The following is a 12,202-nucleotide window of genomic DNA, read 5'->3' as shown; positions in this document are numbered from 1 at the left end:
GCTTGTGAATTGATGTCTCAATACGCTCCGCATAATGGAGCATTAAACCACATATTGACGCATACAGGAAACTTCCCCTAAATCGGCGGGCACGTAAGTTACGGGAGGAACTTATGAAACGTCTTCACGAATTGGTTCAGCGCCAGACGGTGGCTGCGCAAACCGACACTGTACCCCAGCCAACCCCGAACCTCGCTGTTATCGACTATGACGAACGGCGCTATTCCTACTGCGATCTCCACAGGCTATCGGACGTAATGGCCGAACGTCTGGCAGCGCACGGAGTGCGCGCGGGCGATCGCGTTATCGTACTGTCGGAAAACTGCACTACACATATCGTCGCGATCCTTGCCCTGAGTAAGTTAAATGCCTGGATCGTGTTCATGAACGCCCGTGTCACCGATACAGAATTGGATCGCGTACTGAATGCATCTGGCGCGCGCTGCATCATCTACACCCCGGAGGTTTCCCCCAGTTCGGCAAAACATGCCGACACTTTCGGCGGGGTCGATCTGGGGCAACTAGACTGCGGAAAGCTGCTTGTCTCGCCAGTGCGAGATGTAGCCGTGGAACCGTTAGATGACAGTGACGAACAGGTCTGCGCCATGTTCTACACTACAGGCACAACGGGCGCGCCCAAAGGGGTGATGCTGAGCCATGCCAACCTGCTGTTCATGGCGCAAGCGTCCGCGCAACTACGCTCCCTGTCGCCGCAGGACCAACTGCTGAGTGTTCTACCCGGCACCCATGTTTTTGCCTTCGGATCCAGCCTGCTGTCCGTTTTGAATGCGGGTGCAACTATTCGCTTGATGCCACGGTTCGATCCCACTGCTGTCCTGACAGCCCTGACCGAAGGTGCAACGCTGTTTTCCGCGGTACCGCAAATGTATGCGCTGCTACTGAAACAGCTGAAAACAGATGGGCTGAGCACCGCACCCAATACGCTACGCTACATGTCATCCGGCGGCGCCCCACTGGACCCGAGCTGGAAGCAAGAGGTGCAAAACGCCTTTGGCTGCCATCTACACAATGGGTACGGCATGACCGAAGCATCCCCCATCGTGGCTGCAACCGGCACAGGTGAACAACGCAGCGACACGTCTGTTGGTCGTGCCCTGGCAGGAACAGAAGTGATCATTCATAACCCCAACGCAGAAGGCGTGGGCGAAGTTTGGCTGCGTGGCCCTAATGTCATGAAGGGCTACTACGGCAATCCCGCAGCCACTGCTGAAACAATCACTGCTGACGGGTTTCTGCGCACAGGGGATTTGGCCACCATGGACCCCGACGGCGCCCTGCATCTGGTCGGACGATGCAAAGAGCTGATCATTCATTCCGGTTTCAACGTCTACCCGCCCGAAGTCGAGGCCGCGCTAAACGCGCACCCTAACATTGTGCATTCTGCGGTGGTGGGACGCGCGCGAAATGGCAACGAAGATGTGCTAGGCTTTGTGACGCTGCGCGACCCGGATCAGCACGAAGATCTGCGCAACTGGTTACGGGACAAACTGGCGCCATATAAGATCCCATTGCATATCGTTGTGGCCGATGCTCTGCCGCAGGCCAGTACGGGCAAGATCCTCAAGGCGAAGCTGCTACCGGTTTTCGACGCGGAACTGACTGAACTGGACAAAGGCCTGGACGCTTGACGCCAAAAGGCAGGACATGACCCGCCCCAAACCACAAACGGCGGTGCTATCTGCACCGCCGTCTCAGATCTAAGATCGACTCATCGCCTCAGTCTAAGCGCGCACACGCTTGACCGCTTTGCCGTTTTTCCAGAACCGATACATCACACGCAGGGCGGGCCAAACACCGTCCGCTTTGGTTTGAACCTTTTTGCCTTGGGCAATGCGTTCGATCTGCATGGTGTACCAACTGATTTCCATGATCGCCATTGCGTCAATTTTCTTGAGGCCCGACCGGATCGGCGCAACAGGCGACGTATGGTTGGGGTTTTGGATGATCTGGGTCCCAAACTTGGGCTCAACCGCAAAGGGACGGGCAACACCCGCCATATCCATTGCGCCAGACGCCAACGCATCAGAAATACCAGCCGACGACCGGAATCCACCAGTAACCACCAATGGCGCGCCAATTTGGGATTTCACCTTTTCTGCATACTCCAGAAAGTAGGCTTCGCGCTTCTTGGTGCTTTCCATCTTCTCCTCCTGCTTCCCTTTCCGGTTCACCGGATTTTCCCAAGAACCGCCAGAAATTTCGATCAGGTCGATGCCCAACGCATCAAGCGCCTTGGCGACGTTGATCGAATCCTCTTCGGTGAAGCCACCTTTTTGAAAGTCGGAGGAGTTGATCTTGATCCCGATGTTAAACTCAGGACCTGTTTTGGCGCGGATACGACGGTAGATCTCTTCGACAAAACGGAAGCGATTTTCAAACGAACCGCCCCATCTATCAGTCCGGCGATTGTGATGCGGCGATAGGAACTGACCAATCAGATAGCCATGAGCCCCGTGCAATTGCACACCGGTAAACCCAGCATCTTCCAGACGGACGGCAGCCTCTACAAAGCGATCAGTAATGCCTTCGATCTCGGCGTCAGACAATTCGCGTGGCGGTACGAACATGTCATTGGGGATCGGCACAACCGATGGCGCAACAGGGGCGTCGTTCACCATTTTAGGTGACTGTTTGCCCGGATGGTTCAGCTGCGGCCAGATATGGGTGTTGGTGCGTTTTCCGGTAGCCGCCCATTTGCGCAGCAGATCCATGTTAGCATCCAGCAACGCATCTACGACCAACGGTTCGTTCATATGCGCGCCATCCACCATCATATTGCCCGTAATCAACAGGCTCGCGCCGCTGTTGGCCCAAACATCATATAGGGCAACATGTTCGGGCTGCACCTTGCCATCGGGCGTTGCCAAAGCTTCGTTCATCGACGCTTTGCAAATCCGATTGCGCAGCACCGTCCCCGAGCGAAGGATAAGATTATCCTGAAGAGCGGCCATTCCTTGGTCTCCGTTTGTGTCCCGCAATCTGTCTGATTGCAGGGTTTCTTGAATTCACTGAGCGACCGCTATCCGGCGGTTCGCCCGATTTTTTTTTAGGACGTGGCCGTTCCAGCCTGCCCGTATGTTTGGGTGACGTCGTTGATGCGGCGGAAGATGAAAATGAACGGCAAAACAACGATATACATGGTGATCGAGTAGATGGCCGACGGCAGAGCCAAGGCGCTGATTTCAGCTGTGGCGCCCATTATCGCTGTGCCCAGCGCGATCCCCAGCGGGGCATTTTGCACCGCGGTTTCAATGCCCAGGGTTTTCGACTGTGTTTTACTGACGCCCAACGCGCGACCAGCGAACCACCCCAACGCCATCAAACACAACGGCAGCGCCAGCAGAACTGGCCCAAGGGTTGAAAACCACTGCAGCACCAGCGCTTGGTTGCCCCCGAACAGGAAGATCAGCAAAATAACCCACAAAGTCACCGCTGTATTGTTGAACGCCTTTTCATAGCGGACCGCAAAGGACGTGAAAATCGCGCGCACCAAAACGCCGCTTAGCACTGGTACTGTTGTCAGCACGAACGTGAACACGGCCAAATCAGCGATCGACACCTCTGGCGCCTCAGCCCCCATGAAGTGAACAATCGAGAATGCGGCGAGCGGCGGCACGGTAATAAAGGCAATCAAGCTTGTCGCAGCTGTCAGCGATACAGCCAACGCCAGATCACCTTTGGACAATTTGCTGATCACATTGGAACTGACCCCACCGGGGCAAAAGGCCACCAGCATGGTACCTGCCGCCAGGACAGGTGGCAGATCGAAAGCCAGCAACAGCACAAACGCCACAACCGGCAGCAATACGATCTGGCACATTACCCCGATCAAGATCGCCTTGCCGCCTTTGAACACCCGACCGAAATCAGCAAAAGTCAGCCCGAGGCCGAGCGAAAACATGATGAACGCCTGCGCGAGCGGCAATATCACCTTTACTGCGAATTCCATTTCATCCCTCCCTGAATTTGATCCGCACGCATCCGCGCGCGATCCCCCACGTGCCTCCCAACACGTGGGTTATGCGATGTAGTCGACGGCAAATGTGTAGTTGCCCAGAACGTGACGCATCTCGTCGATGCCGGACTTTAGCTGCAGCTTGGCGACCACGCCGCGTTTGCTATCTTGCACAACATCCAATGCCGCGATCTCTGAACCGGTGGCTTGGGCCTCAGCGCGGATAGCGCGTTCAATTTCCATCATGTTCAGGGTGGGCTTGTGGATCTTGCCCACCGCGGTCAGCGGCAAAGCATCCAAGCGGACGAAGTCTTTGGGCACCGCAGCGCGTTCGCTGACGTGGGTCATGGCGAAGTCTGCAAGATCATCAATCGACAGGTCGTTTCCGGTTGTGGATTCGTAGTACAGAACGGGCAATTCGCCTGCTTTGACATCGGGGCGCCCCACCGCTGCAGCCATTGCGATACCCGAATGTGCATGCATGGCCTCTTCGATAATTTTGGGGTCAATGTTGTGACCACCGCGAATGATCAGCTCTTTCTTGCGGCCGGTCATCCAGAAATAGCCGTCGCTGTCCTGGCGCGCCAAATCGCCAGAATTGAACCAACGCCTCCCCTCGATCTCAAAGAAGATGCCTTTGTTCTGGCTTTCGATCATGTAGCCTTCGAAGACATTGGCGCCTGAAATCATGATCACGCCTGCCTCATCTACATCGGCCCAGCGCTCAAACGTATCGTCATCACGCAAAATGGCGCAGCGCATTTTCTGATAAGGCAACGGCAAGCCAATCGACCCGATCCGCACCCCGCCCTCGGGATCGGTCGGGTTCAGGGACGACGCAACTGCGCCTTCGGTCATGCCGTAGCCTTCGACGATGGGCACACCGGTTTTCTTGACGAAATTGTTGAACAATTCGACAGGCATGGGGGCTGCGCCGCAGACCCCGAACCTGATCGACGAAATATCCAAACCATCGCGCGGCAAATCCAACAGCGCCGCATAAACCGTCGGCACCCCAGAGAAGGTGGCAAATTTGAAATGGTCCGCCATCTTCCAGAAGTTTTTGATCACCCCATCGCCACGATAGCCCTGCGGTGTCGCCAGAATAACATGTCCACCCGTCATTAAGGGCAACAGGCCTGTGACCAGAATGGCGTTTGAATGGAACAACGGAAGACCGACAAAAATTGCAGCCCCTTGGTTAATGTGCTCGGGGTTGTACTGGGACACAGCCCAGCAATCGAACACCTCAGAAAAATGGGTGCGGCGTGCGATTTTCGGCAGGCCAGTCGTCCCCCCGGTACACAAGAGGGTGGAAATATCCTCCCCTTTGGGCGGCTCAAACGTCAGCGCATCCGCCCGCGCACCAGAGATCAGTTTTGACAAGCTAGTCACGGGAACCACACGATCTGCGACCTTCAACTTGGCCGCACGCAGTTTGCCCAACGTGCCAAAGATCGCGGCGGCAGGCCCATCCATCCAATCGAAAACAGAACAGGTGATGACCTGACGAATGCTAGGCACGCTAGGAAGTGCGGCAACGCATTTCTGCCACAGGTCGGTTTTGGGTGTTTTTTCCAAGGTCACCAACACCTGCACATTGGCCACCCGCATCAGATCTGCAATCTGGTCAGCTTCCAGCAAGGGGTTGATGGCCAGAACCTGCCCCGCAGCGGATCCCCCCCAAATGACGTAGTGCGTTTCCGGCAGGTTCGGCAGCACAAAAGCCACCACATCGTCGCGCCCAATGCCGATCGACCGCAGAGCATTTGCTGTCTGGTTTACCTTGGCCATCAGTTCAGCATGGGTCAGGGTGTATGACTTCTCATACGCTTCACCCGAAATGAAAAAGGTCAGCGCCGGGCTATGCGGGTTAAGTTGCGTACCCTTTTGCAACGCCTCATAGGTCGTCGCAGGCATATCGTGATCCAGAAATGGCGTTTCTTCAAATGCCTGGATTTCCTGATAGTTTGTAAAACCCTGAGCGAAACCGTTCATGTCGTCCATCTATGTCCCGTATCCTCAACCATACCTCCGGCATGCCGCGGAAAACGGTTCCCGGGGCCTGTGGGTACGGCTGAGCCTCCCATTGTTATGCAGCATCATGCTGCACCAAGTGTTGTGAAGGTTGACCGCGGCCCTACCTCCATGACCGCGGTACTTGTTTACCCTTTGGTTATTTGATCTTGCGTTTGCGGAACCGCAGGTTTTGCAACTTCATCAACCCCTTGAAGCTGGCATTGCCCCAAGGCGGCGCCACAAATGCAGTCGCATTGATCTTGCCCTTGCGCAGCACACCCTTGGCCTTGGAGAAGGTCCGGAACCCTTCTTCGCCATGATAATGGCCCATGCCTGACGGGCCGATACCACCAAACGGAATGTCATCCACGCCGACATGCATGACCGTGTCGTTGATGCAAACGCCACCCGAATGGGTTTTGGCCAGAATGTCATCGCCCCGCGCCTTATCCCAGTCAAAGTAATACAGCGCCAAGGGACGCGGCCGGGCATGAACATAGGCAATTGCATCGTCCATCGTGTCGTAAGGGATCACTGGCAAGATTGGGCCAAAGATCTCTTCCTGCATCACCAACATGTCATCTGTTGCCCCCAGAACAATGGTCAGGGGCATCTTGCGCGTCCCAGAAAAATCCTCATTCTTCGGATTGATGCGGATGATCTCGGCGCCCTTTTCTTCTGCGTCTTTCAAATAGCCCTCAAGACGCTGTTTCTGCCGGTCGGTGATGATCGCGGTGAAGTCCGCATTGTCGCGCACCGCCGGATAGGCCTTGCTCATTGTGTCCGCAAATTGCGTGGCAAAGGCGTTTACCTTATCTCTGGGGCACAGCACATAATCCGGCGACACACAAATCTGACCTGCGTTGAAGCCTTTGCCAAAACCGATGCGACTGGCCGCTTCGTCCAGTGGATAGTCTGGATGAATAATAGCGGGCGATTTGCCACCCAGTTCCAGCGTAACTGGCGTCAGGTTTTCTGCCGCCGCCCGCATTACAATTTTGCCCACCTGCGTGGACCCAGTGAACACCAGATGATCAAAGGGCAATTTGGTAAATTCGGTGGCAACGTCGACACCCCCCGTTACCACTGCAACTTCGTCCTCGCCAAAAGCCTCGCTCAAGAGCGATTTCATCAGCTCACCCGACGCTGGCGCAAATTCCGATGTCTTGATCATCGCACGGTTGCCAGCTGCAATCGCCCCAACCAACGGTGACAGCCCCAAAAAGAAAGGAAAGTTCCAAGGGACCACAATCCCAACCACACCAACGGGTTGATAATGCACTTCGACGCGGGCTGGCATGGTGGTCATCGGCGCATGACGGCGCTGCGGCTTCATGAATTTCTTCAGGCGTTTGCGATAGTACGCAATCCCCTCGAGGATCGGCCCAATTTCCGCCAGTTGCGTTTCAGCCGCCGCGCGCGAAGAGAAGTCCTTGTTGCAGGCAGCGATGATACGCGCCCGATTGTCGACCACTGCATTATGCAGTTTGTCCAAACGACGGATCCGCGTGGCACGATCAGGCATCGGATCCGCCAGCGCCGCTTTCTTTTGTACCAGCAACAGCCCCTCAAGATCGGGCATCTTGGTTTCAACAGGTGTCAAATGTGGTGCAGACATGTGCAAATCTCCAAATTCTTTATTCACGCAACTTTGGCGATACCCATGGCCGCATGCAGTGCGTTCTTACGCTCGAGCCAGTCGCCTTCGTCGCCAGGGGCCGGCATGGTCATCGCCCCCTCTACAACCCAGTTAAATTCAACGCCGATCAATTTCACGAAAACCTGCGTCGGGTCTATGCCAGATGTTTTGGCCACCTCTGCATGCAAGGTTTTGTTCAGGTCTTCATACAATTGGCGCCCCCGATTTCCGCCAATTCGCACGTTGCCATTCAACCCCAGCACACACCCACGGCGCATTCGATAACCAGTCATGAAAATCACATTCACAAATTCAGGCGGCGCCCCAGTCAGTCCGCAATGCACATCCGTGATCGTCTGCGCGATCGCAAATCGCAAATCTTCGGCGAGCGGTTTGCGCGTGGCAATGGTATAAAGTGGCATGTCTTCCTCCCCGAAAAATGCACATTACTGATTGAAGCGAGTGATCAGGATGCCGTGACGCATCTTGGACACCAGAACCCGAAACATTATCTTGGACAGGTACAGAAAACGTCCCGCGGGCGAGAACCGTTCCAAATTGCCCTTCACAACCTCATCAAAGCGCTTGTTGTCGAACGCGACAAAAGATGTCTGATCCGGGTGCTGCCCCGAGATCGCCCGCCAGCGTTTATCCAGATCCAGCAAGAACGCCTCGCGCTTGTCGCCGCAAAACCCATCAGGCACCGATACCGAACAGGCCGAAGAACGCGACCAACGGCGATCGGTGATGGTGTGCTGACGATCTGCGACATTCCAGATGATGGTGAGCTTCCCATCGCTGACATGCTGTGCGTAAACCTCACGCAATGTTGCTTCGAGCTGCTTGATCTTCTCCAGTGGGATTTGCCCCTCCTGGATGGCGATAAGTGATTTCATGTTGTCCTCCCACCTCGACGCTAGCACTGCAAGAAGCGGTGGGTCGATGTTAGAACTCGCCATTAAATTGACATTTTACGCCATTTTGTGTAAGCTAAGTACATGATCAGCCATCCCCGCAATCGACGCCCCGGCAGCCTGCGAATCCTGTGCGAATGCGCACCGGACTACGGCGTCACTGCGGAACAATGCCTGTCTGGAACGGGCCTAAAACTCGCCGACCTTTATGACAGCGGAAACAAAATCACGATCACTCAGGAATTTGCTGCCATCGCAAATTTCCTGAACCTCACGGAAACCCGACATGGAATCGGGATCGAGATTGGCCGCCGGATCAAACCAGAGGTTCTAGGCATTTGGGGTTATGCCCTGCTGACCAGCCCAACGCCGCGTGTCAGCATCACAACCGCCATCAAATACTATGAGCTGTCTTTTCTGATCGCACCAATGGACCTGCAAGAAGTCGGTGACGAGGGACACCTGATCTTTGACGTGTCCAGCCTGCCCTCTCAGATCAGGAAATTCATCCTTGAACGGCACCTGACTGTGCTGCTGAACTTTACCAGCACAATGATCCCACAAATGATGGCAGAGCCAGTCATCTTCCGCACGACCGAATACACCCCAGACTTCGCCGCCACACTGGAGGCGGAACTAGGCCTGACCGTTGTGCCTGATGCCGACACCAACACCGTTGTCATGCCGCGCAAACTACTGGACGAACCCCTGCCTCAGCACAATCCCGAAGTTCTAGCAGTTTGTCTGAAGCAGTGTGAGAACCTGCAAAGCCAGATTGCCCAAAACAGCTGGAGCGCCCGAACCCACGACGCCATCTTGGCCGAATTACACGGCTCTCCGACGCTACAATCGATTGCGCAAACACTCGACACCAGCGAACGGACACTGACCCGTCGTCTCGCCGAAGAAAAAACAACATTTCGCACACTGTTGCTGCGGGCCCGTCTGGCTGTGGCACACGAACTGCTGACCACGACAACTTTGTCTGTTTCAAACATCGCCTGGCGCGCCGGCTACGCCGAGCCGTCCAGTTTCATCCGCGCGTTCAAAAAAGAATACGGCACCGCCCCCGGCCAGCTGGCACGTACCAGTCCAAAGCAATAACACAAGCGACGATCTGGCGACCCCGGCAGGATTCGAACCTGCAACCTGCCCCTTAGGAGGGATGTGTTCATAGTGCTTGTCAACGGCGGAGTAAAATTCGGCCATTGTGGCGGAGCAAAAGTCGGCCAGTTTGGGGCGAGCGCCTTGGAGCGTGCGGCCCTCATATAGCAAGCCCGGTCCAAGGCGCATTGGCCGTCAGGCCAATTCTGTGAGGTTCATTTGTTAGCGGCGGCGAGGCGGGCGCGGCTTTGATTGAGGCGGTAGCTTTCGCCGTTCATCTCGAGGATGTTGACGTGGTGTGTCAGCCGGTCCAGCAGCGCGCCGGTCAGGCGTTCGGTGCCGAAGGTTTCGGTCCACTCCTCGAAGGGCAGGTTGCTTGTGATCAGGGTCGACCCTCGCTCGTAGCGCTGTGAGATCAGCTCGAACAGAAGCTCGGCGCCGGTTTTGCTCAAGGGGACGAATCCCAGCTCGTCGATGATCAGCAGTTTGACCTTGGCGAGTTTGCGCTGGAGTTGCAGGAGGCGTTTTTCGTCGCGGGCCTCCATCATCTCGTGCACGAGGGCTGCGGCGGTCACGAAGGCGACAGGCAATCCTTTCTGGCAGGCAGCCAGTCCCAGCCCGAGGGCGACATGGGTCTTGCCGGTGCCGGAGGGACCGAGCGCGATCACATTCTCCTTGCGTTCGATCCATTCGCAGCGCGCCAGCTCCAGCACCATCATCTTGTTGAGCGACGGGATCGCCTTGAAGTCGAAGCTGTCCAGGCTTTTGATGGTCGGGAACTTTGCGGCCTTGATCCGGCGTTCCACCATGCGCCGTTCCCGGTCGATCAGTTCCAGCTCGGTCAGCCGGGCCAGGTAACGCACGTGATCTACGCCTTCAGCGGCGCAGATACGGGCCTGCTTGTCATGTTCACGCAGGAACGTGGGCAGCCGAAGCGTTTTGAGATGGTGGGCCAGCAGCAGTTCGGGTGCATCCGTCATGCCCCACCTCCTGCCAGCAGGCTCATGTAGGATGCGGCGGAGGTGGTGGTGATGTTGGTTCTGGGCAGGAAGGGATAGACATCCAGATCCAGCCTCGGAGGCCTTTGCTCGACCCTGCACAAGATCAGGTGCTTGATTGCATCGAAGCTGACCGCTCCCATTCGCAGGGCATCTTTGACGGCAAGATGCAGCACGTCAATCTCGAAGCGCTCCAGAAGGCGCAGGACCTGCACATACTCGCGCTTGCCGGCCTTTCCCTGCCGGGCTTCCAGCAGTCGGCGCAGGGTTTTGAACGCTTCGGGCAACTCCCAGCCCTGCAGAGGCGCGGCCTGATCGAAGGACATGATCTTGCGTTCGATCAGCGCCAGGTAATGCAGTGGATCAAACACCATGTCGCCGGTGTCATAGGAGCGCGAATGCTCAGCGATCACCTCGGCGCCGCAGCCGATGACAACCCGGGTCACGAAGCCCTTGATCCAGACCGCACGGTGGCCGTAGGCAACCGGCACCGAGTAATCATTGCCGCGATAACGCACCACCGATGTCGATGTGACCTGGCCACTTTGCAACTCACAGGCCTCAAAGGGGGTGCCGGGCAAATCCCGCATCGCCGCGAGATCGGCCTTCAGCCGTTCCCCGATGCTGACCTTGTGGCCACGCAGAACATCACCCTGGCGCTTGCGGCACTGCTCTTCCAGGTGAGCGTTGAACGCGTGCCAGTCCGGAAAGGACGGGATCGGCACCATGAAGTTGCGACGTCCGTAGCCGACCAGCCCCTCCACGGCCCCTTTGTCATTGCCCTTGCCGGGACGGCCATAGCGGTCCCGGATCACGTAATGCGACAACATCGCGCTGAACCGCTGGGTTCTTTGCCGGGAGCCATCCGGCAGAATCCGGGCCACCAGACAGCGGTCATTGTCATAAAGAACCGACTGGGGAACCGCGCCGAAGAACGCAAAGGCATGGACATGGCCGTCAAGCCACGCCTCGGTATTGGCCGCAGGATAGGCCCGGATGTAGCATGCGTCGCTGTGCGGCAGATCGAGGGCAAAGAAGTGTGCCTTCTGCTCGACGCCGCCGATCACGACAAGCGCTTCACCAAAATCGGCCTGTGCATGACCGGGCGGATGGCTCAGCGGCACGAACATCTCCTTGCCGGTCCGCTTCCGGTCTCGAACGTAATCCTTGACGATGGTGTAGCTGCCATCAAAACCGCACTCGTCCCGCAACCGCTCGAAAATACGCTTGGCGGTGTGACGCTGCTTGCGAGGGCGGCTCCTGTCTTCAGCAAGCCATTGGTCCATCTGGCTGGTGAACGCATCCAGCTTCGGGCGCCTGATCGGCGCTGTCCGCCGATATCCCGGCGGTTCCGAATAGGCCAACATCTTCGCAACACTGTCCCGGCTGATCCCAAAATCCCGGGCAATCTGACGCCCGCTCAATCCATCCTGGAAATGAGCGTGACGCACCTTCAAATACAAGTCCACGGTGTATATCCCCAAGCCCTCCCGAAATCCGAAAGGGCAAAAGTGGACGACTTTTACGCCGCCCGCGACAACACTATGCCGTC

Annotated in this window: 10 protein-coding genes; 2 read left to right on the top strand and 8 right to left on the bottom strand. The window is 56.6% G+C overall.

The genetic code is table 11. The features are described 5' to 3' along the window. Nucleotides 1–113 precede the first annotated feature (113 nt). Nucleotides 114–1,649, top strand: coding sequence for a class I adenylate-forming enzyme family protein (locus TM5383_RS08080; RefSeq protein WP_058318536.1), 1,536 nt, complete (start codon nucleotides 114–116; stop codon nucleotides 1,647–1,649). Between the two features lie 93 nt (nucleotides 1,650–1,742). Here TM5383_RS08080 and TM5383_RS08075 read toward each other — a convergent pair whose 3' ends face one another. The 6 genes from TM5383_RS08075 to TM5383_RS08050 form a co-directional block, all read right to left on the bottom strand. Next, nucleotides 1,743–2,972: an NADH:flavin oxidoreductase/NADH oxidase family protein gene (locus TM5383_RS08075; RefSeq protein WP_058318535.1), complete on the bottom strand. Its 1,230-nt coding sequence runs from the start codon at nucleotides 2,970–2,972 to the stop codon at nucleotides 1,743–1,745. 95 nt (nucleotides 2,973–3,067) lie between these two features. Further along, nucleotides 3,068–3,970 (bottom strand): bile acid:sodium symporter family protein, encoded by a 903-nt coding sequence (locus TM5383_RS08070; protein ID WP_058318534.1) that lies wholly within the window; start codon nucleotides 3,968–3,970, stop codon nucleotides 3,068–3,070. 69 nt (nucleotides 3,971–4,039) lie between these two features. Further along, complete coding sequence (locus tag TM5383_RS08065; RefSeq protein ID WP_143570300.1) at nucleotides 4,040–5,983, bottom strand: acyl-CoA synthetase; 1,944 nt, start codon at nucleotides 5,981–5,983, stop codon at nucleotides 4,040–4,042. A 169-nt stretch (nucleotides 5,984–6,152) separates the two neighbouring features. Next, nucleotides 6,153–7,577, bottom strand: a complete 1,425-nt coding sequence (locus tag TM5383_RS08060; protein WP_200798738.1) for a coniferyl aldehyde dehydrogenase — start codon at nucleotides 7,575–7,577, stop codon at nucleotides 6,153–6,155. Between the two features lie 59 nt (nucleotides 7,578–7,636). Beyond that, entirely contained in the window at nucleotides 7,637–8,056 is a 420-nt protein-coding gene (locus tag TM5383_RS08055) for a hypothetical protein (protein ID WP_058318532.1), read from the bottom strand. Nucleotides 8,057–8,080: 24 nt separating this feature from the next. Continuing rightward, nucleotides 8,081–8,530: a hypothetical protein gene (locus tag TM5383_RS08050; protein ID WP_058318531.1), complete on the bottom strand. Its 450-nt coding sequence runs from the start codon at nucleotides 8,528–8,530 to the stop codon at nucleotides 8,081–8,083. Between the two features lie 102 nt (nucleotides 8,531–8,632). On the opposite strand from TM5383_RS08050, the gene TM5383_RS08045 reads away from it, so the two are divergent. Continuing rightward, the gene (locus TM5383_RS08045) at nucleotides 8,633–9,652 is read left to right on the top strand and encodes an AraC family transcriptional regulator (protein ID WP_058318530.1); all 1,020 of its coding nucleotides are present in this window, start codon (nucleotides 8,633–8,635) and stop codon (nucleotides 9,650–9,652) included. Between the two features lie 215 nt (nucleotides 9,653–9,867). On the opposite strand, the gene istB is transcribed toward TM5383_RS08045, so the two are convergent. Together istB and istA are read right to left on the bottom strand one after the other, a co-directional pair. After that, a complete protein-coding gene (istB, locus tag TM5383_RS08040; RefSeq protein WP_058317429.1) occupies nucleotides 9,868–10,632 on the bottom strand; it encodes an IS21-like element helper ATPase IstB in 765 nt (254 codons plus the stop codon). Beyond that, on the bottom strand, nucleotides 10,629–12,128 hold the full coding sequence (gene istA / locus TM5383_RS08035) for an IS21 family transposase (protein WP_139246466.1): 1,500 nt from the start codon (nucleotides 12,126–12,128) through the stop codon (nucleotides 10,629–10,631). Before istA ends, istB begins: the two co-directional genes overlap by 4 nt. Between the last annotated feature and the right edge of the window lie 74 nt (nucleotides 12,129–12,202).

This window comes from Thalassovita mediterranea, from assembly GCF_001458435.1.
In the GTDB taxonomy this organism is placed as follows: Bacteria; Pseudomonadota; Alphaproteobacteria; order Rhodobacterales; family Rhodobacteraceae; genus Thalassobius; species Thalassobius mediterraneus.
Note: the sequence above shows the minus strand (reverse complement) of the source record. Positions and strands in the feature narration are given on the sequence as shown.